Source organism: Geodermatophilus sp. SYSU D00742, assembly GCF_054049935.1.
Genome location: NZ_JBJGYJ010000052.1, coordinates 1 through 18,889, shown reverse-complemented (window position 1 = coordinate 18,889; position 18,889 = coordinate 1). Strand labels below are relative to the sequence as shown.

17 protein-coding genes and 1 tRNA gene are annotated in these 18,889 nt (G+C 74.5%); 5 read left to right on the top strand and 13 right to left on the bottom strand.

Annotated features, from left to right (window positions below):
- Nucleotides 1–36 precede the first annotated feature (36 nt).
- From ACI78V_RS22030 to ilvA, 3 genes are all read right to left on the bottom strand, one after another.
- On the bottom strand, nt 37–846 hold the full coding sequence (locus ACI78V_RS22030; protein ID WP_456854737.1) for an ABC transporter permease: 810 nt from the start codon (nt 844–846) through the stop codon (nt 37–39).
- Nucleotides 843–1,859, bottom strand: coding sequence for an ATP-binding cassette domain-containing protein (locus ACI78V_RS22025; protein WP_456854735.1), 1,017 nt, complete (start codon nt 1,857–1,859; stop codon nt 843–845). The genes ACI78V_RS22030 and ACI78V_RS22025 overlap by 4 nt, the downstream gene beginning before the upstream one ends.
- 93 nt (nt 1,860–1,952) lie before the next feature.
- Nucleotides 1,953–3,176 carry a threonine ammonia-lyase gene (gene ilvA, locus ACI78V_RS22020; protein WP_456854733.1) on the bottom strand — a complete coding sequence of 408 codons (1,224 nt, stop codon included), beginning with the start codon at nt 3,174–3,176 and terminating at the stop codon, nt 1,953–1,955.
- Nucleotides 3,177–3,259: 83 nt separating this feature from the next.
- Here ilvA and ACI78V_RS22015 point away from each other — a divergent pair, with 83 nt between their 5' ends.
- Both ACI78V_RS22015 and ACI78V_RS22010 read left to right on the top strand, forming a co-directional pair.
- Entirely contained in the window at nt 3,260–4,747 is a 1,488-nt protein-coding gene (locus ACI78V_RS22015) for a sigma 54-interacting transcriptional regulator (protein ID WP_456854731.1), read from the top strand.
- Between the two features lie 77 nt (nt 4,748–4,824).
- Complete coding sequence (locus ACI78V_RS22010; RefSeq protein WP_456854729.1) at nt 4,825–6,810, top strand: VWA domain-containing protein; 1,986 nt, start codon at nt 4,825–4,827, stop codon at nt 6,808–6,810.
- A gap of 61 nt (nt 6,811–6,871) precedes the next feature.
- Here the strand turns inward: ACI78V_RS22010 and ACI78V_RS22005 are convergent, their stop codons facing one another.
- Nucleotides 6,872–8,236, bottom strand: a complete 1,365-nt coding sequence (locus ACI78V_RS22005) for a DUF2252 domain-containing protein (RefSeq protein ID WP_456854727.1) — start codon at nt 8,234–8,236, stop codon at nt 6,872–6,874.
- A 68-nt stretch (nt 8,237–8,304) separates the two neighbouring features.
- Between ACI78V_RS22005 and ACI78V_RS22000 the strand changes: the two genes are divergently transcribed.
- On the top strand, nt 8,305–9,324 hold the full coding sequence (locus ACI78V_RS22000) for an SGNH/GDSL hydrolase family protein (protein ID WP_456854725.1): 1,020 nt from the start codon (nt 8,305–8,307) through the stop codon (nt 9,322–9,324).
- A gap of 89 nt (nt 9,325–9,413) precedes the next feature.
- A complete protein-coding gene (locus tag ACI78V_RS21995) occupies nt 9,414–10,634 on the top strand; it encodes an acetyl-CoA C-acetyltransferase (protein WP_456854722.1) in 1,221 nt (406 codons plus the stop codon).
- 66 nt (nt 10,635–10,700) lie between these two features.
- Here the strand turns inward: ACI78V_RS21995 and ACI78V_RS21990 are convergent, their stop codons facing one another.
- The 4 genes from ACI78V_RS21990 to ACI78V_RS21975 form a co-directional block, all read right to left on the bottom strand.
- Nucleotides 10,701–11,558 (bottom strand): Bax inhibitor-1/YccA family membrane protein, encoded by an 858-nt coding sequence (locus ACI78V_RS21990; protein WP_456854719.1) that lies wholly within the window; start codon nt 11,556–11,558, stop codon nt 10,701–10,703.
- A 211-nt stretch (nt 11,559–11,769) separates the two neighbouring features.
- Nucleotides 11,770–11,843 (bottom strand) — tRNA-Leu (locus ACI78V_RS21985).
- A 33-nt stretch (nt 11,844–11,876) separates the two neighbouring features.
- Nucleotides 11,877–13,256, bottom strand: coding sequence for an NAD(P)/FAD-dependent oxidoreductase (locus ACI78V_RS21980; protein ID WP_456854715.1), 1,380 nt, complete (start codon nt 13,254–13,256; stop codon nt 11,877–11,879).
- Between the two features lie 9 nt (nt 13,257–13,265).
- Nucleotides 13,266–14,051, bottom strand: coding sequence for a uracil-DNA glycosylase (locus tag ACI78V_RS21975; RefSeq protein WP_456854712.1), 786 nt, complete (start codon nt 14,049–14,051; stop codon nt 13,266–13,268).
- 47 nt (nt 14,052–14,098) lie between these two features.
- Here ACI78V_RS21975 and ACI78V_RS21970 point away from each other — a divergent pair, with 47 nt between their 5' ends.
- Nucleotides 14,099–14,413 carry a DUF4235 domain-containing protein gene (locus ACI78V_RS21970; RefSeq protein ID WP_456854709.1) on the top strand — a complete coding sequence of 105 codons (315 nt, stop codon included), beginning with the start codon at nt 14,099–14,101 and terminating at the stop codon, nt 14,411–14,413.
- Between the two features lie 37 nt (nt 14,414–14,450).
- Here the strand turns inward: ACI78V_RS21970 and ACI78V_RS21965 are convergent, their stop codons facing one another.
- The 5 genes from ACI78V_RS21965 to ACI78V_RS21945 all read right to left on the bottom strand — a co-directional run bounded on the left by ACI78V_RS21965 (nt 14,451) and on the right by ACI78V_RS21945 (nt 18,777).
- Entirely contained in the window at nt 14,451–15,401 is a 951-nt protein-coding gene (locus ACI78V_RS21965; RefSeq protein ID WP_456854707.1) for a Ppx/GppA phosphatase family protein, read from the bottom strand.
- Nucleotides 15,398–15,898 (bottom strand): DUF501 domain-containing protein, encoded by a 501-nt coding sequence (locus ACI78V_RS21960; RefSeq protein ID WP_456854705.1) that lies wholly within the window; start codon nt 15,896–15,898, stop codon nt 15,398–15,400. Before ACI78V_RS21960 ends, ACI78V_RS21965 begins: the two co-directional genes overlap by 4 nt.
- On the bottom strand, nt 15,895–16,470 hold the full coding sequence (locus ACI78V_RS21955) for a septum formation initiator family protein (protein WP_456854703.1): 576 nt from the start codon (nt 16,468–16,470) through the stop codon (nt 15,895–15,897). The genes ACI78V_RS21960 and ACI78V_RS21955 overlap by 4 nt, the downstream gene beginning before the upstream one ends.
- A 13-nt stretch (nt 16,471–16,483) precedes the next feature.
- On the bottom strand, nt 16,484–17,764 hold the full coding sequence (gene eno, locus ACI78V_RS21950; protein WP_456854701.1) for a phosphopyruvate hydratase: 1,281 nt from the start codon (nt 17,762–17,764) through the stop codon (nt 16,484–16,486).
- Between the two features lie 179 nt (nt 17,765–17,943).
- The gene (locus ACI78V_RS21945) at nt 17,944–18,777 is read right to left on the bottom strand and encodes a MazG family protein (protein WP_456854699.1); all 834 of its coding nucleotides are present in this window, start codon (nt 18,775–18,777) and stop codon (nt 17,944–17,946) included.
- Nucleotides 18,778–18,889: the final 112 nt, after the last annotated feature.

Sequence of the window (18,889 nt, the reverse complement as noted above, 5' to 3'; positions counted from 1 at the left end):
GCTCGCGTCCGTAGCCGGACGCGAGCCACCGGGATGTCAGCGGCTCGCGGTGCGCATGTAGGCCCGGACCGACAGCGGCACGAACACCGCCAGGATCACGACGGTCCACACCAGCGTGTACAGCACCGGGTTCTGCAGCGACCACGCCTCGGGCACCGGAGTGCCCGGCACGGTGTTGCCGAAGAGGTCCCGCGCCGCCTGCACCACCGCCGACACCGGGTTCCACTCCGCGAACGTGCGCAGCACCGACGGGAAGGTCTCCAGCGGCACGAAGGTGTTCGCCACGAAGGTCAGCGGGAAGATCACGATGAAGCTCGCGTTGTTGACCACCTCGGGCGTGCGCACCAGCAGGCCGACCAGCGCCATCAGCCACGAGATCCCGAAGGCGAACACCAGGAGGACGAGGAAGCCCCCGATCGCCTCGGGCACCGACGTGTGGATCCGCCACCCGACGACCAGACCGGTCAGCGCCATCACCGCGATCGAGATGACGTTGAGCCCGAGATCGGCGACCGTGCGCCCCACCAGCACCGAGGAACGCGACATCGGCAGCGACCGGAACCGGTCGATCAGCCCCTTCTGCAGGTCCTCCGCCAGGCTCGCGCCGGTGATGGTGCTCCCGAACACCACCGTCTGGGCGAAGATGCCCGGCAGCAGGAACTCCGCGTAGCTGACCCCGCCGGGCACCTGGATGGCGCCACCGAACACGTAGCGGAACAGCAGCACGAACATGATCGGCGACAGCGTCGCGAACACGAGCAGGTCCGGGACGCGCTTGACCTTGATCAGGTTGCGCCGGGTGATGGTGGCGCTGTCGGCCAGTGTCTGCGCCAGGGTGCTGCTCACCGGGCGCCTCCCCCGGTCCGCGCCGGCGTCCGGTCATCGGCACCGGCGTCGCCGGTCGGAGCGTTCGTCGTCTCCTCCGCCGCGTGACCGGTGAGGGTGAGGAACACGTCGTCGAGGTCGGGCCGGCGCAGCCCGATGTCGAGCACCTCGACCGCACTGCCCTCGAGCAGCCGCAGCGCCGTGGCGAGGTCGTCGGTGCCGCCGCTCACCGGCAGCGAGAGCCGGCGGGTGGACTCGTCCAGCCGCGGCTCGTCGACCGCCAGCGGGCGCAGCCGGCCCACCGCCTCCTTGAGGTCACCGGCGTCACCGACGGTCAGCTCCAGCCGCTGGCCGCCGACCTGCGCCTTGAGCTCGTCGGCGGTGCCACGGGCGATCACCCGGCCGCGGTCGATGACCACCATCCGGTCGGCCAGCCGGTCGGCCTCCTCCAGGTACTGGGTGGTCAGCAGGATCGTCGTCCCGCCGCCGGCGAGGTCGGCGATGAACTCCCACATCGACAGCCGGCTGCGCGGGTCCAGGCCCGTGGTCGGCTCGTCGAGGAACAGCACCCGCGGGCGGGCGATGAGGGAGGCGGCGATGTCCAGCCGGCGGCGCATGCCACCCGAGTAGGTCTTGGCCGGGCGGTCGGCCGCACCGGTCAGGTCGAACCGCTCCAGCAGCTCACCGGCCCGCGACCGGGCCTCGCGGCGGCCCAGCCGGTAGAGCCGGCCCACCATCTCCAGGTTCTCGAAGCCCGTCAGGTACTCGTCGACGGCGGCGTACTGGCCGGTCAGCCCGATGCAGGCGCGCACCGCGTCGGCGTCGCGCACCACGTCGAGCCCCACCACCTCCGCCCGCCCGGCGTCCGCACGCAGCAGGGTGGTGACGATCCGCACCACCGTCGTCTTGCCCGCCCCGTTGGGCCCGAGGAGCCCGAGGACGGAGCCCTCGGCCACGGTCAGGTCCACCCCGTCGAGGGCGGTGGTCGCGCCGAAGCGCTTGACCAGCCCCTCGACGACGATCGCGTCGTTCATGGCAGGAACGGTAGGTGAGCGTGCCGACACTTCCGACCGGTTTTCAGGTTCTCCACGGGACGGCAGACCGGCGCCGGCCCCGGAACTCGTCGGTCAGCCGGTGGTCACCGCGTAGCCGGCCCGGTCCAGGCGGGTGAGGACCTCCTCGGCGTGCTCGGGCCCGCGGGTCTCCAGGACGACGAACACCTCCACCTCGCCGAGGTCCAGGCGGGTCGCCGTCCGCTCGTGCTCGACCTCCAGCACGTTGGCACCGGCGTCGGCCAGCTCGCTGAGCACGGCCGCCAGCGACCCGGGCCGGTCGGGCACCCGCAGCCGCAGCCGCAGGTACCGGCCGGCGGCGGCCATGCCGTGCTGGACGACCTTGAGCAGCAGGACCGGGTCGATGTTGCCGCCGGAGACGACCGCGACCACCGGCGGCGCGAACGCCGTCGGGTCGGCCAGCACGGCGGCCACGGCGGCCGCGCCCGCCGGCTCGACGACCAGCTTGGCGCGTTCCAGGCAGAACAGCAGCGCGCGGGAGAGGTCCTCCTCGCCCACCGTGCGGACCTCGTCGACGAGGTCCCGGACGTGCGCGAACGTCAGCTCGCCCGGGGCACCCACGGCGATGCCGTCGGCCATCGTCGCCGTCCCCGCCAGCGCGACGGGGCGGCCGGCGGCCAGCGACCCGGGGAAGGCCGCCGCCTCCGCGGCCTGGACGGCGACCACCCGGACGTCGGGACGGCGGCCCCTGACCGCCGCCGCCACCCCGGACACCAGCCCGCCGCCACCCGTGCAGACGACGACCGTGGCCACGTCGGGGCACTGGTCGAGGACCTCCAGGCCGACGGTGCCCTGCCCGGCGATGACGTCGGGGTGGTCGAACGGGTGGATGAAGACCGCGCCGGTGCGCGCCGCCTGATCGACGGCCGCGGCCATGGCCTCGGTGAGGTCGTGCCCCACCAGCCGCGCGTCGGCGCCGTAGCCGCGGGTCGCGGCCACCTTCGGCAGCGGGGCGGACTCCGGCATGAACACCGTGGCGTGGATGCCCAGCAGCTGCGCGGCCAGCGCGACGCCCTGGGCGTGGTTGCCCGCGCTCGCCGCGACCACCCCGCGGGCCCGCTCGGCGGCGGTCAGCCGAGCCAGCCGCGTGTACGCGCCACGGATCTTGAACGACCCGGTGCGCTGCAGGTTCTCGCACTTGAGCCACACCGGCCCACCGACCCGCTCGGCCAGGGCCCGGGAGTGCTCCAGCGGCGTGTGCCGCACGACCCCGTCGAGCAGTGCCGCCGCGGCCTCGACGTCCGCCACGGCGAGCAGGGGGACCTCGTCCGCGGCCATGCGGTGATCATCCCAGGACGGAGTGCAGGTGGGAGCCCCCGTACGGGTGCCCAGCGTCGCACCCTCGTCGTACCGTGGCTGGGGTGACGGACCCCGGCGTCTCTGCCTCCGCTCCCCCCGCTCCCACGACCCTCGGCGAGCTCCGCGACAGCGGGACCGCCTTCCGGCCGGTCAAGGCCGAGATCCGCGCCAACCTGCTCGCCCGCCTGGGTGCCGGCGAGCCCAGCCTGCCGGGCATGGTGGGCTTCGAGGACACCGTCGTCCCCGAGGTCGAGCGTGCCCTCATCGCCGGCCACGACCTGGTCCTGCTCGGCGAGCGGGGCCAGGGCAAGACGCGGCTGATCCGCACGCTCGTCGGCCTGCTGGACGAGTGGACGCCGGTGCTGGCCGGCAGCGAGCTCAACGAGCACCCGCTGCACCCCATCAGCGTGTGGGCGCACCGGCAGATCGCCGAGCACGGCGACGCCACCCCGGTCGGCTGGCTGCACCGCAGCGAGCGCTTCGGCGAGAAGCTGGCCACCCCCGACACCAGCGTCGGCGACCTCATCGGCGACGTCGACCCGATCAAGGTCGCCGAGGGCCGCACCCTGGGCGACCCGGAGACGGTGCACTACGGCCTCGTGCCGCGCACCAACCGCGGCATCTTCAGCGTCAACGAGCTGCCCGACCTCGCCGAGCGCATCCAGGTCGCGCTGCTCAACGTGCTCGAGGAGCGCGACATCCAGATCCGCGGCTACCGGGTGCGGCTGCCGCTGGACCTGCTGCTGGTGGCCAGCGCCAACCCGGAGGACTACACGAACCGCGGGCGGATCATCACCCCGCTCAAGGACCGCTTCGGCGCCGAGGTGCGCACCCACTACCCGATCGAGCTCGCCGACGAGATCCGGCTGCTGCGCCAGGAGGCGCACACCAGCTGGCTCGGCGGGGCCGGGGGGCAGCAGGGCGCGACGGCGGGCGACGGGCACTTCGACACCCCGGTCATCCCCGAGCACCTGGCCGAGATCGTCGCCCGGTTCACCCGGCTGGTCCGCGAGTCCAGCCACGTCGACCAGCGCTCGGGGGTCAGCGCCCGGTTCGCCATCGCCGGACTGGAGACCGTCGCCGCCTCCGCCGTCCGCCGGGCCGCGGTCGCCGGGGAGACCCGGCCGGTGGCGCGGGTGGTCGACCTGCCCAGCGTCGTCCCGGCCAGCCGCGGCAAGGTGGAGTTCGCCGACTCCGGTGCCGATCCGGACGACGAGCGGGAGCTGGAGATCCTCGAGCACCTCCTGCGCCAGGCGACCGCGCAGACCTTCCGCGCCCGCTGCGCCGGCCTGGACCTCACCGGCCTGCAGGAGCACTTCACCGGCGGGGAGACCGTCGAGTCCGGGGAACTGGTGCCGGCCGCGGCGCTGCTGGGCCAGCTGGGCACCATCCCCAAGCTGGCCGAGCTGCTGGGCCGGCTCGGCGTCCCGGAGGGCGAGCAGTCGGCCGAGCAGGCCGCGGCCGCGGTGGAGTTCGCCCTCGAGGGGCTCTACCTCACGAGGAGGCTGGCCAAGGACACCGACGGCACCCGCACGGTGTACGGGGCATAGCGATGAGCGAGCTCGCGAGCTCATCCGGGGGCACGACGTGCCCCACCGTCCCGACGAGCGCCGGCGAGGTGGACTAGATGGTGCGCCGGCCCGGGAAGGGCTACCGGTACGGACGCTGGCGGGGCGGGCCCGACCCGCTGGCCCCGCCCTACGACCTGGGCAGCGCCGTCGACGAGATCGGCGACTCCGTGCTGTCCGGCAGCGGCGTCCGGGAGGCGCTGCGGGAACTGCTGCGCCGCGGCATGGACGGCCGGCGCGGCCTCGACGAGCTGCGCCGGTCGGTCCGCGAGCGGCTGCGCCAGGCGCGCACCGCCGGGCGCATGGACGGCACGCTCCAGGAGGTCCGGCAGCTGCTCGACCGCGCCCTGGAGGCCGAGCGACGGGAGCTGTTCCCCGACCCGGACGACGCCGCCCGGCTGGCCGAGGCCGAGCTGGACGCGCTGCCCCAGGACACCGCCGGCGCGGTCCGGGCGCTGAAGGACTACGGCTGGCGGTCGGAGGAGGCGCGGCAGGCCTACGAGCAGATCCAGGACCTGCTGCGCCGGGAGGTGCTCGACAGCTCCTTCGCCTCGATGAAGCAGGCGCTGGAGAACGCCACCGAGCAGGACATGCAGGCGGTCAAGGACATGGTCGCCGACCTCTCGCAGCTCATCGACGCGCACAACCGCGGCGAGGACACCGACGAGCGGTTCGAGCAGTTCATGGACAAGCACGGCCAGTTCTTCCCGGACGACCCCCAGTCGATCGAGGAGCTGATCGACTCCCTCGCCCGCCGGGCCGCCGCGCAGGAGCGCATGATGGCCGGACTCTCCCCCGAGCAGCGCGCAGAGCTGGCCGACCTCATGGCCCAGACCATGGCCGACATGGGGCTAGCCAGCGAGATGGCGCACCTGCAGGACGCCCTCCGCCAGGCCCGCCCCGACCTGCCGTGGGGCCAGCGCGGGCAGGTGCCCGACGGCGAGCCGGCCCTGGGCCTGGGTGACGCGACCAGCGCGGTCGCCGAGCTGGCCGACCTGGAGGCCCTGTCCAACCAGCTCTCCCAGGGCTACGCCGGCGCCTCGCTGGCCGACGTCGACGAGGAGCTGCTGGAGCGGGCGCTGGGCCGGCCGGCCGTCGACGACCTGGCCGCACTGCGCCAGATGGAGCGCGAGCTGGAGCGGCAGGGATACCTCAGCCGGACCGACGGCAAGCTCGAGCTCTCACCCAAGGCGGTCCGGCGGCTGGGTGCCACCGCGCTGCGGCGGGTGTTCGCCCAGCTCGACGCCACCGGCCGCGGCGAGCACGACGTCGCCGACGCCGGCGCCGCCGGGGAGCTCACCGGCAGCTCGCGGGAGTGGCAGTTCGGCGACGAGCAGCCGCTGGACGTCGTCCGGACGGTGAAGAACGCCGTCCTGCGCACCGCGCACGAGCCGCGGGCGGCGGGTCGGCGGGCGGTCCGGATCGCCGTCGAGGACTTCGAGGTCGTCGAGACCGAGCGGCGCACCGGCGCGGCGGTCGCCCTGCTGGTCGACCTCTCCTACTCGATGGCGCTGCGCGGCACCTGGGGCGCGGCCAAGTCGACGGCGATGGCGCTGCACTCGCTGGTGACCACCCGCTTCCCGCAGGACGCGATCCAGATCATCGGGTTCTCCTCCACCGCCCAGGTGCTGCGGCCGGAGACGCTCGCGGAGTTGTCGGTGGACACGCTGCAGGGCACCAACCTGCAGCACGGGCTGATGCTGGCCCGCCGGTTCCTCGCCCGGCACCGGGACGCCGAGCCGGTGGTGCTCGTGGTCACCGACGGCGAGCCCACCGCCCACCTCGAGGACGACGGGACGCCGTTCTTCTGCTGGCCGCCGATGCCCGAGACGATCGCCCGCACCGTGGCGGAGGTGGAACGGGTGGCCCGCTCCGGCGCGACGATGAACGTGTTCGCCCTCGACCCGGAGCCGGGACTGGTGCGCTTCGTCCACGACATCACCCAGCGGGCCGGTGGCCGGGTCTTCACCCCCGACAGCGAGCGGCTCGGCGAGTACGTGGTCGCCGACTACCTGCGCACCCGCAGGGGCCGCCGGGCACGCTGAGCCCACCGCTGGTGTGCGGCCGACCTCGCCTCCTGCATCGCCGGCCACCTGCCCGGACGGGTCAGCGGCGTACCGGCTGCGCACCGCTCGAGCTGATGCCGGGGATCTGCCCGGCGCGGAAGGCGTCGACGAACAGCCGGTGGTCCTCCTGGGTGCGCCGGGCGTAGGCCGCGGCGAAGGCGGTCAGGTCCTGGACGAACTCCTCGCGCCGGTCGCCGACCATCGCGGTGATCGCGTCCTCGGTCTGGAACGGCACCAGCGTGTGGTCGCTGTCGGCGTCGCCGACGCAGTGCATCTTCGCCGTGGCCCGGCCCAGCTGGCTCATCACCGGGGCGATCTCCTCGGGCTCGGTGAGGTCCTCCCAGTCCAGGTCGACCTCGTAGGGCGAGAGCTCCTGGACGACGAACCCGACGCCGTCGATCTCGGTGTGCCCGAGGAACTGGGAGGCGTTGGCCTGCAGGGCCCGCTGGCTGACCGCCGTCCGGTGGCCCTCGTGCTCGAAGTACCCGCGGATCCCCGGGTCGCGGACGATCCGGCTGGGCGCCGGGACGTTGCCCTGCTTGAGCGACAGGACGACGTCGTTCTCCAGCGCCTGGTCGTAGCCCTCGATGAGCACGTTGTAGGCGGGCAGCCCCGCGCTGCCGATGCCGAACCCGCCGGTGGCGATCACGTCCTTCACGTCGAAGGCGACGTCGCGACGCCGGCGCGGGGGGAAGACGGTGCCGCGGTACCGCTCCAGCGCGGCCAGCACCCGCTCCCGCTCGTCGCCGTCCAGCCGGCGGTTGCGCGGGCCCTCGGCGAAGCGTCGCTGGTAGCCCTCCACGACCGTCATCCGCTCCAGCAGGGCCAGCCGGCTGCGCGCGCTGGTCCGCAGGATCACGTCGTGCACCGCGCCCTGGGTGTTCTCCCGCACCAGGGCGAAGGACTTGTCGTCGTCGAGTCGGGTGAAGGCCGCCACCTGGTCCAGGTAGGCGTCGAGGTAGCCGCGCAGCAGGTCGGCGATGACGTCGTCGCCCAGCGCCTTGCGCCAGGCCAGGAGCGCGAAGCTCGCCGCGAACCGCCGCAGGTCCCAGCTGACGTGGCCCAGGTAGGCCTCGTCGAAGTCGTTGACGTCGAAGACGATCCGCCCGCCGCCGTCCATGTAGGTGCCGAAGTTCTCCGCGTGCAGGTCCCCCTGGATCCAGACCCGGCTGGTGCGCTCGTCGCTCCAGCGGTCCTCGACACCGGTCATGTCGGCGTAGAACAGGCAGGCGCTCCCGCGGTAGAACGCGAAGGGGTCCGCGGCCATCTTGCGGAACTTGGTACGGAACGCGTCCGCGTCGGCGGTCATCAGCTCGGAGAAGGCGTCGACCAGGACGTCGACGATGACCTGACTGCGTTCACCGTCCGTTGGTCCGCCGGTGACCCGTGCGGGGGAATCTGCCACGGGGCGACCGTAGGGGGCGGCTAACCTGCGGGACAGACGGTCCACGCAGCTGGGGAGGACGGGCGGCGGTGACTCGAGCGAGCACGGCATGGCGGCTGGCCACGGGCGCCGCCTACGGCGGTGGCGGGCTGGGCCTGGCCGGGGCGGCGATGCTGGGCCTCCTCCGCGCCCAGGCGCGATCGGCCCGGCGTCGCGTGGAGTCCCGGACGTCCAAGGGCGACCCGCCGTCGGGTGACGGCATCTACGGCCGGGGCCGCGGTAAGCCCATCGCGCTGGCCGTGCTCGGTGACTCCAGCGCCGTGGGCCTGGGCGTCCAGCGCGCCGCGGAGACCCCCGGGGTCCTCCTCGCGGCCGCGCTCGCCGAGCTGGCCGAGCGGCCGGTGCGCCTGGTCCGGCTGGCGGTCTCGGGCGCGGAGTCCTACGAGCTCGAGGAGCAGGTCGACAAGGCGCTGGTCGAGCGCCCCGACGTCGTGGTGGTCATGATCGGCGCCAACGACGTCACCAGCCGCACCCGGCCCTCGGTGTCGGTGCGCCACCTGCGCGACGCCGTCCGGCGCCTGGTCGAGGGCGGCGCGCAGGTCGTCGTCGGCACCTGCCCCGACCTCGGCACCATCCGGCCGATCGGTCAGCCGCTGCGCCTGCTGGCCCGCCGCTGGAGCCGGCAGCTGGCCGCCGCCCAGACCATCGCCGTGGTCGAGGCCGGCGGTCGCACCGTGTCGCTCGGGTCGGTCCTGGGGCCGACGTTCGCCAAGGACCGCGGCCTGTTCAGCGTCGACGAGTTCCACCCCAGCGCCGCCGGGTACGCGGCCGCGGCCGCCGTCCTGCTGCCCTCGGTCGCCGACGCGATCGGCGTCTGGCCGGCCGCCGCCGACCGCGGGCTGCGCAACCTGCGCCGCGACACCGTCCGCCCGGTCGCCCGCGCCGCCGCGCGGGCCGCCGGCCGGACCGGCACCGAGGTCCAGGCCACCGAGGTGCGCGGCTCCGAGACCGGCCCCCGCGGGCCGTGGGCGCGGCTGCGCCGGCGTCGCCCGCCGGAGATCCCGACGGCCGAGCAGGCCGAGCGGGCCGAGCAGGAGTCCGTCGGCTAGCGGCTCCGGATCCCATTACCGGGGAGTAGGTTCGGGGGCGACCCGACGTCCGGCGTGCCCCGTCGGATCCGCCTCACCGTGGAGGACCCATGCCCGAAGCCGTCATCGTCGCGACCGCGCGCTCCCCCATCGGCCGCGCGTTCAAGGGCTCGCTCAAGGACCTGCGCCCCGACGACCTGACCGCCACCATCGTGCGGGCCGCGCTGGACAAGGTGCCCGCGCTCGACGCGACCGACATCGACGACCTCATCCTCGGCTGCGGCCTGCCCGGCGGGGAACAGGGCTACAACATGGGCCGGGTGGTCAGCGTCCTGCTGGGCATGGACCACCTGCCCGGCACCACGGTCACCCGGTACTGCTCGTCGTCGCTGCAGACCACCCGCATGGCGATGCACGCGATCAAGGCCGGCGAGGGCGACGTGTTCATCTCGGCCGGGGTGGAGATGGTGTCCCGGTTCGCCAAGGGCAGCAGCGACTCGCTGCCGGACACCAAGAACCCGGTCTTCGACGACGCCGAGGCACGGGTCGCCAAGACCGCCGAGAGCGGCGCCGACTCCTGGACCGACCCCCGGGAGGCCGGCGAGATCCCGGACGTCTACATCGCGATGGGGCAGACCGCCGAGAACCTGGCGCTGCTCAAGGACGTCTCCCGGCAGGAGATGGACGAGTTCGCCGTCCGCAGCCAGAACCTGGCCGAGCAGTCGATCGCGAGCGGTTTCTGGGAGCGGGAGATCACCCCGGTCACCACGCCGGACGGCACCGTGGTCAGCACCGACGACACCCCGCGGCCGGGTACCACCCTGGAGGCGGTCTCCGGGCTCAAGCCGGTGTTCCGCCCCGACGGCCGGGTCACCGCCGGCAACGCCTGCCCCCTGAACGACGGCGCGGCCGCCGTGGTGGTCATGAGCGACACCAAGGCCCGCGACCTGGGGCTGACCCCGCTGGCCCGGATCGTGTCGACCGCCGTGACCGGGCTCTCGCCGGAGATCATGGGCTACGGACCGGTGGACGCCTCCAAGCTGGCGCTGCAGCGGGCCGGGATGAGCATCGGCGACATCGACCTGGTCGAGATCAACGAGGCGTTCGCCGCACAGGTCATCCCCAGCTACCGCGACCTGGGCATCGACCTCGACCGGCTGAACGTGCACGGCGGGGCGATCGCGGTGGGCCACCCGTTCGGCATGACCGGCGCCCGCATCACCGGCACGCTGATCAACGGGCTGCAGACCCAGGACAAGACCTTCGGCCTGGAGACCATGTGCGTCGGTGGCGGCATGGGCATGGCCATGGTGCTCGAGCGCCTCTCCTGACCCCGGACACGCCAGTGGCCCGGCCCCCTCGCGGGGACCGGGCCACTGGCGTGTGGTGCGTGCGGGTCAGTTGTCCTGGAAGTAGGACAGCAGCCGCAGGATCTCCAGGTACAGCCAGACGACGGTCACGAGCAGACCGAAGGCGATGTACCAGGCGAACTTCGCCGGCGCGCCGCGGCGGATCGCCTCGTCGGCCATGTCGAAGTCCAGCAGCAGCGAGAACGCCGCGATGCCGATCACGACGACGCTGAACAGGATGGCGATCGGGCCACCGTCACGCAGGCCCAGCCCACCGGGGGTGAAGAAGCCGGCGACCAGGTTGACCAGCACCAGCGCCAGGACACCGAACATCGCCCCGACGACCCAGCGGGTCAGCTTCGGGGTGACCCGGATGGCGCCGGTCTTGTAGACGACGAGCATGCCGAAGAAGACGCCGAAGGTGCCGATCAGCGCCTGGACGACGATGCCCGGGTAGATCGTGTTGAAGGCCTCGCTGATGGCGCCGAGCGCGACACCGTAGAGCGCGCCGTAGGCCAGCGTGGCGGCCGGGTTGGCGATCTGCTTGAACGCGATGACCAGGCCGAGGACGAACGCGATCAGGACCGCCGGCAGCGCCAGGCCCCACGCGGCCTGCCCGGGCATCGCCCAGACCGCAGCGGCGGCCAGGACGGTCACCAGGAAGGACAGGCCCGTCTTCTGGACGACGTCGTCCATGGTCATGTAGCGCGTCGTCGACGGCGCGTACGGCGAGCGGGCGTACGGCGACGGTGCGGCGGCGTACGGGTCCTGCGTCGGGGCCCCGTACTGGGGCGCGCCGTACTGCGGGGCGCCGTACTGCGGGGCGCCCCACTGGGCGGACTGCTGGCCGTTGCCGGCGCCCGCGTTCGCGAAGCCCCGGCCGAAGACCGGGTTGTGGCTGGGCATCGTCATCTCCTCGAGGTGACCTGGCGGTTCGTGGGCTCAACGGTGCTGCACCCACTCGGTCAGGTCAACGCCTGGAGGGCGCGTTGCGTTCCTGATCCCCGGCACGGCACCCGGACGGGGGGAACGGGGCCGTTCCGGCGGCTGCGCCGGCACCGGCACGCGGGCCCGAGGGCCGCGTGCCGGAACCCGCGCAGCGCACGTCGTCGCGCTGTGCCCCCGGTCGGGTTCGAACCGACACTCGGACCCTTTTAAGGGGCCTGCCTCTGCCGATTGGGCTACGGGGGCGCGCAGCGCACGGTAGCCCGACCCGGACCGGCCTCAGCTCGCCTGGGCCGAGCGGGACTGCGCGCGATCGGCCGGCGACGGCGGGGGCAGGGCGCCGGTCCGGCCGGTGTTGGCGGCGGCGACGAACTCCCGGCGCGGGTCCTGCAGCTGGCCGAGGGAGATGACCTCGCGGCGGAAGACGGCGGCGAGCGTCCAGTCCGCCACCACCCGGGCCTTGCGGTTGAAGGTGGGCACCCGGCTGACGTGGTAGGTGCGGTGCATGAACCAGGCCGGCCAGCCCTTGAGCTTGACGCCGTAGACCTGCGCCACGCCCTTGTGCAGGCCGAGGCTGGCGACCGAGCCGGCGTACGCGTGCCGGTAGGGCTGCGGCTGCTCGCCGCCGAGGACGGCGACGATGTTGTCGGCCAGCCGCTTGGCCTGGCGGACGGCGTGCTGGGCGTTGGGCGCGGTGGTCGCGTCCGGGTCCTCCTTGGTGAGGTCGGGGACGGCGGCGAGGTCCCCGGCCGACCAGGCGTCGGGCAGCCCGCGCACCTGCAGGGTGGGCTCGCAGACGACGCGGCCGCGGCCGTCCAGCGGCAGGTCGGTCTCGGCCAGCATCGGGTTGGGCTTGGTGCCGGCGGTCCACACGAGCGTGTCGCTGTCGAACTCGTCGCCGTCGCTCAGCCGGACGTGGCAGTCCGTCACCGACTCCAGGCGGGTGTTGAGCCGCACGTCCATGCCCCGGGCGGTGAGCTGCTTGACCGTCCACGCCGCCATGTCGAGGTCGACCTCGGGGAGGATCCGCCCCATCGCCTCGACCAGCACCCAGCGCATGTCCGACGGCGAGAGCCGCGGGTAGTAGTGCTCGACCGCGTAGCGGGCCATGTCCTCGAGCTCGGCGAACGCCTCCACGCCGGCGTACCCGCCACCGACGAAGGTGAAGGTGAGCGCCCGGCGGCGCACCTGCGGGTCGTCGGTGGAGCTGGCCGCGTCGAGCCGCGCCAGCACGTGGTTGCGCAGGTAGATGGCCTCGCCGACGTTCTTGAAGCCGATGCCGTGGTCGGCCAGCCCCGGGATGGGCAGGGTGCGCGCCACCGAGCCGGCGGCCATCACCAGCACGTCGTAGGTGAGCTCGAAGGGCTCGCCCTCCAGCGGGGCGACCCGGGCCCGCCGCTCGGCATGGCTGAGCCCGGTGACCGCGCCGGTGATGACCCGGCAGCGCGGCAGTGTGCGCCGCAGCGGCACGACCACGTGACGCGGCTCCACCGAACCGGCCGCCGCCTCGGGGAGGAACGGCTGGTAGGTCATGTGCGGCTGCGGATCGACCACGACGATCTCCGCCCTCCCGCGGGAGAGCTTCTTCTGCAGCCGCAGGGCGGTGTAGAGGCCGACGTAACCGCCGCCCACGACGAGGACCACCGGACGCTGCGTCATGCGTGGAGCCTAGGGCCGCGACCCCTGTCCCGGCACGGTCGCGGCGAGGTCGGTGGCCCGGGACAGCACCGCGTCGAGCATCGGCTCGGTGAGCTTGCCGGTGAAGGTGTTCTGCTGGCTGACGTGGTAGCTGCCCAGCAGGGTCAGCGGCCCACCCGGCCCCTCGAGGGTCACCTCGACGCCGTGCCCGAACGCCGGCCGGGGCCGCGGCAGCCGGTAGCCGGCCTCGGCCAGCACCGGCCACAGCGCCGTCCACCCGAAGCCCCCGAGGACGACGACGACCCGCAGGTCCGGCAGCAGGGCCAGCTCCCGCGCCAGCCAGGGCGAGCACGTGTCGCGCTCCTCGGGTGTCGGCGCGTTCGCCGGCGGGGCGCAGCGCACCGCCGCCGCGACCCGGACGCCGGTGAGCTCGAGACCGTCCCCGACGTGCGTGGACGTCGGCTGGCTGGCCAGCCCCGCCCGCCAGAGTGCGGCGAAGATCCAGTCGCCGCTGCGGTCGCCGGTGAAGACCCGGCCGGTGCGGTTGCCGCCGTGGGCGGCCGGCGCCAACCCCACGACGGCGATGCGGGCGTCGGCCGGACCCAGCCCGGGCACCGGGCGGCCCCAGTAGTCCTCGTCGCGGAACGACGCCCGCTTGACCCGGGCGACCTCCTCCCGCCAGGCCACCAGCCGCGGGCAGGCGCGGCAGCCGGAGATGCGGGCATCCAGCACGGCGAGGTCGCGGGCACCCCGGGCGGAACGGACGACGCCGGCGGGGGTACGGGTCACCGGGAAGCCGGCCGCGTCGGTCGCCACCCCGTCAGGGAACCACCCGTTCCCTGCGTGCCGACGCGGACCCCGGCATGATCACCGTCGTGGCGAGGAAGAAGAAGCAGAAGGCCCCGCTGACCTGGAAGCTGCTCTCGGCGGGCTTCGCGGTGCCGGCGGGGATCGCCGTCCGCAAGGCGACCGACGCCGCCTGGTACGGCGTGCGCGGGACGACACCCCCGAAGAACCCCGCGGCACCGGGCGTCAGCTGGCCGGAGGCGCTGGCGTGGGCGGCCGTCTCCGGGCTCGCCGTCGCGGCCGGCCGCCTCGTCGCCGCCCGCGGCGCCGCGGCCAGCTACGAGAAGCTCACCGGCAAGCTGCCGCCGGGGATCAACCAGGGCACCACCTGAGCCCGGTCGGTCCGGCCGCGCGGCCGACCTCCTCCCGTCAGCCCCGCGCCAGCTGCAGGGCGATGCCGTCGAGGATGTCGTGCTCGCTGACCACGACGTCGTCGAGGGCGAACGCGTCCATGATCACCCGCAGGACCAGCGAGCCGGCGCCGATGACGTCGACCCGCCCGGGGTGCATGACCGCCTCCAGCGCGCGCCGTTCCCGGGTGGCGGTGAGCAGACCCGCGGTCACCGAGCGGACCCCGGCCACCGGGATCCGCGAGCCGTGGATGGCCTCCGGGTCGTAGGCGGGCAGGCGCAGGGCCAGGGCCGCGACGGTGGTCACCGAGCCGGCCAGCCCGACCAGGGTGGCCGCCTCCTGCACCGGCACCGTGGCGGCGACGTCCGCGAGCGCGGCGCGGATGTCGGCCTCGGCACGCTGGATCTCGTCGGCGGTCGGCGGGTCGCCGTGCAGGTGCCGCTCGGTGAGCCGGACGCAGCCGACGTCGACCGAGCGGGCCGCCCGCACCCCGCCGGCGTCGCCGAGCACGAACTCGGTCGAGCCGCCGCCGATGTCGACGACCAGGTACGGCGGGTGCGGCGGGGGCTGGCCGTGCGCGGCCACCGCGGCGTCCAGCGACGCCGTGGCGCCGAGGAAGGACAGCCGCGCCTCCTCGTCACCGGGCACGACGTCGGGCAGCTGGCCGAGGGTGGCGCCGACCATCGACTCGAAGTCCTCGCGGTTGGCGGCGTCCCGGCTGGCGCTGGTCGCGACCATGCGCACCGCCGTGGCACCCAGCTCGCGGGCCTGGGCCGCGTACTCGGCCAGCACGACGCGGGTGCGCTCGATGGCCTCCGGCGCGAGCCGGCCGGTGGCGTCGACCCCCTGGCCGAGCCGGACCACCTCCATGCGGCGCAGCAGGTCGGTGTGCGGCCCCTCCGGGGGGACGTCGGCCACCAGCAGGCGGATGGAGTTCGTGCCGCAGTCGATCGCCGCGACGCGGGTCATGTGTTCTCCTCGGGCTGGGCGCACGGGCCGTTCGCCCACCACTCCCCCATCTCGGCGACCGCACGGTCGCCGATGGGGTTGACGCCCGGCCCGGCGGCCAGCGCGTGGCCGGCCAGGGCGTGCAGGCACTTGACGCGGTCCGGCATGCCGCCGGCGGTGTTGCGGGTCGGGAGGACGCCGAGGGCGTCGCGCTCGGCGAGGTAGGCCTCGTGCGCGGCCCGGTACTGCGCGGCGAGCTGCGGGTCGGTGGCCAGCTCGTCCTGCCACTCGCGCATCCGGCCGGCCGACTCCAGCCGGCTGGCGGCAGCGTTCGCCCGCGGGCAGGTCAGGTAGTACAGCGTCGGGAACGGCGTGCCGTCCTCCAGCCGGGGGGAGGTCTCCACGACGTCGGGCTGCCCGCAGGGACAGCGGTGGGCCACGGCGCGTACCGCGCGCGGCGGCCGGCCCAGCTGGCGGGCGACGACGTCCCGCTCGGCCGGGGTGACCGGTTCCTTCACTCGCTCGACTCCTCGTCGCCGTCGGCCTCCGCGACCGACTGCAGCAGCGCGTCGTACCAGGGCAGTGGGCCGTCGTCCGGCTCGGGCACCGTGCCGGCGTCCCCCTCGACCGCGTCGCCGTCGACCACGACGACCAGGCGGTCACCGGGCAGCACGTAGGTCAGCCGCTCCCGCGCCTCCCGCGCGATGAAGGCGGGGTCGCCCTGCCGTTCCAGCTGGGCCTGGAGGTCGTCGATCCGCTGGTCGAGCGCCGTGCCCTCGGCGGCGAGCCGGGCGATCTCGGCCCGGCCGGCCAGGAACTGGCGCACCGGCCCGGCGAGGGTGAGGGCCAGCAGCAGCACCAGCCCGCCGAGGACGACCGCTCGGCCGGTGAACAGCGGACGCCGGAGGGTGCCCGGGGCCGCCGTCGTGCGCGGGGTGCGGCGACCCGGCCGACGAGCCTCCGGCCGGCTGCCCGCACCGGAGCGGGAGCTGGCCGGGACCGGCCGGGACGCCGCGTGGGTCAGCGGGCGCCCGGTCGAGCGGCGCCCGCCGGGCGGGGGCCCGCCCCGGCGGGTGCGCGCGGAACTCATCGGCGGGCGGGCCTCATCGGTCGGTCAGCCGCGGGAACGCCGCCGCACCCGCGTACCGGGCGGCGTCGTCGAGCTCCTCCTCGATGCGCAGCAGCTGGTTGTACTTGGCCACCCGCTCGCTGCGCGCCGGGGCGCCGGTCTTGATCTGCCCGCAGTCGGTGGCGACGGCGAGGTCAGCGATCGTGGTGTCCTCGGTCTCGCCGGAACGGTGGCTCATCATGCAGCGGTAGCCGCTGCGGTGGGCCAGGTTCACCGCGTCGAGGGTCTCGGTCAGCGTGCCGATCTGGTTGACCTTCACCAGCAGCGCGTTCCCGGCCTTCCGCGCGATGCCGTCGGCGAGCCGGGCGGGGTTGGTGACGAACAGGTCGTCACCGACGAGCTGGACGCGGTCACCGAGGGCGGCGGTCAGCGCGATCCAGCCGTCCCAGTCCTCCTCCGACAGCGGGTCCTCGATGCTGACGATCGGGTAGGCGTCGACCAGCTCGCGGTAGTAGTCGGTGAGGTACTCCGCCGAGCGGGTCTGCCCCTCGAAGTCGTAGCCGCCCTCGGTGTGGAACTCGGTGGCGGCGACGTCCAGGGCCAGCGCGATGTCCTCGCCGAGGGTGTAGCCGGCTTTCTCGACCGCCTCGGCGATGAGGTCCAGCGCGTCGCGGTTGCTGGGCAGGTCGGGAGCGAACCCGCCCTCGTCACCCAGACCGGTGGTCAGCCCGCGGCCCTTCAGCACCGACTTCAGCGCGTGGTAGGTCTCGGTGCCCACCGACAGCGCCTCGGCGAAGGTCGCCGCGCCGATCGGGGCGATCATGAACTCCTGCACGTCGACGTTGCTGTCGGCGTGGGCGCCGCCGTTGACGATGTTCATCATCGGGACGGGCAGCAGGTGCGACGACGGCCCGCCGACGTAGCGGAACAGCGGCAGCCCGGCCGACTCGGCGGCGGCCTTGGCCACGGCGAGGCTCACGCCGAGGATCGCGTTGGCGCCGAGGCGGGACTTGTCCGGTGTCCCGTCGAGGTCGATCAGCCGCTGGTCGACCAGCCGCTGCTCGCTGGCGTCGTAGCCGACCAGCTCCGGGCCGATGACGTCGAGCACGCCGTCGACGGCCTTGGTCACGCCCTTGCCGCCGTAGCGCTCACCCCCGTCGCGGAGCTCCACGGCCTCGAAGGCGCCGGTGGAGGCGCCACTGGGGACCGCCGCACGGGCGATCGTCCCGTCGTCGAGGGCGACCTCGACCTCCACGGTGGGGTTTCCGCGCGAGTCGAGGATCTCCCGCGCGCCTACGGCGTCGATGCTGGGCACGGGGGCAGCCTAGCCAGCCCGCGTGAGAGGGCTCAGCAAGCGCACGCCACCGTCGGCGAGCCGCCCCGTCCCGTCAGCGGTCGCCGACACCGGCACCGCCCACGGCGCCGGATGCGGGCTGTGGACGACCCGACCCCGTGGACGGGAGGCGGGTACGCGCGGCCCGTGGACCGGCGGGGTCAGCCCGTGGCGCGCGCCTCCGCGGCCGCGTCCAGCTCCCCGGCGTAGCGGCGCACCGCCTCCCGCAGCGCGTCCTCGACGTCCCACCCGCGCTGCGCGGCCCCGCTGACCACGGCGAGCAGCCGCTCCCCCAGCTCCTCCGGGCTGCGGGCGGACAACTCGGCCGGCTCGGGCACCGGCAGCCCCGCCCGGCCGGCCCGGCGCACCAGCGCCGCGCCCCACGACGCGGCCGGCTGGGAGCGCGAGACCCCCTCGGTCGGCGAGCGCCGCTGCTTCTCGGCCTTCTTGATCTCCTCCCAGCCCGCCTCGACCTGCGCGGTGTCCGGGCGGGGTCCCGCGTTCCCGGCGTCCCCGAACACGTGCGGGTGCCGGCGGACCAGCTTGTCGACCAGGTCACCGGCCACCTCGTCGATGGTGAAGCGGCGGTCCGGCTCCGCCTCGGCGGCCACCCGGGCGTGGAAGACCACCTGGAGCAGGACGTCGCCGAGCTCCTCGCGCATCGCCACCGCGTCGTCGTCGACGATCGCGTCGTAGGCCTCGTGCGCCTCCTCCAGGAGGTACCCCCGCAGCGAGGAGTGGGTCTGCTCGGCGTCCCACGGGCAGCCGCCGGGCGAGCGCAGCCGGTCCATGACGGTGACGACGTCGAGCAGCCGGGCGCCCGGCGGCACGGGCGTCCCCACGACCACCTCGGCGGCCTCGACGTCCTCCCCCGCCACGAGCGCGACGACCCCGTCGGGCCGGGCGGCCGCCGTGGCGGCGTCGGGCAGGTCCTCGACCGCCCAGCCGGCGGCGCGCAGGGCCGCGGCGGTGGCCGCGGCGCCGGGCAACGCCACCACGGGGCGGGGGCCGGGGGGGGGCGCCCCGGCGGGGGGGGCGGGGCGGGCGGGGGGGGCTGGCCTTTTGGTGAAGGGGAGGGCCGCGGGCACCCGCGCGCTATACGGCACC

Excerpts from the sequence above, each read along its gene's own strand:
- ACI78V_RS22025 (WP_456854735.1), bottom strand. The coding sequence starts at position 1,859 with ATGAACGACGCGATCGTCGTCGAGGGGCTGGTCAAGCGCTTCGGCGCG.
- ilvA (WP_456854733.1), bottom strand. The coding sequence starts at position 3,176 with ATGGCCGCGGACGAGGTCCCCCTGCTCGCCGTGGCGGACGTCGAGGCC.
- ACI78V_RS22010 (WP_456854729.1), top strand. The coding sequence starts at position 4,825 with ATGGTGCGCCGGCCCGGGAAGGGCTACCGGTACGGACGCTGGCGGGGC.
- ACI78V_RS21995 (WP_456854722.1), top strand. The coding sequence starts at position 9,414 with ATGCCCGAAGCCGTCATCGTCGCGACCGCGCGCTCCCCCATCGGCCGC.
- ACI78V_RS21990 (WP_456854719.1), bottom strand. The coding sequence starts at position 11,558 with ATGCCCAGCCACAACCCGGTCTTCGGCCGGGGCTTCGCGAACGCGGGC.
- ACI78V_RS21980 (WP_456854715.1), bottom strand. The coding sequence starts at position 13,256 with ATGACGCAGCGTCCGGTGGTCCTCGTCGTGGGCGGCGGTTACGTCGGC.
- ACI78V_RS21970 (WP_456854709.1), top strand. The coding sequence starts at position 14,099 with ATGATCACCGTCGTGGCGAGGAAGAAGAAGCAGAAGGCCCCGCTGACC.
- ACI78V_RS21965 (WP_456854707.1), bottom strand. The coding sequence starts at position 15,401 with ATGACCCGCGTCGCGGCGATCGACTGCGGCACGAACTCCATCCGCCTG.
- ACI78V_RS21955 (WP_456854703.1), bottom strand. The coding sequence starts at position 16,470 with ATGAGTTCCGCGCGCACCCGCCGGGGCGGGCCCCCGCCCGGCGGGCGC.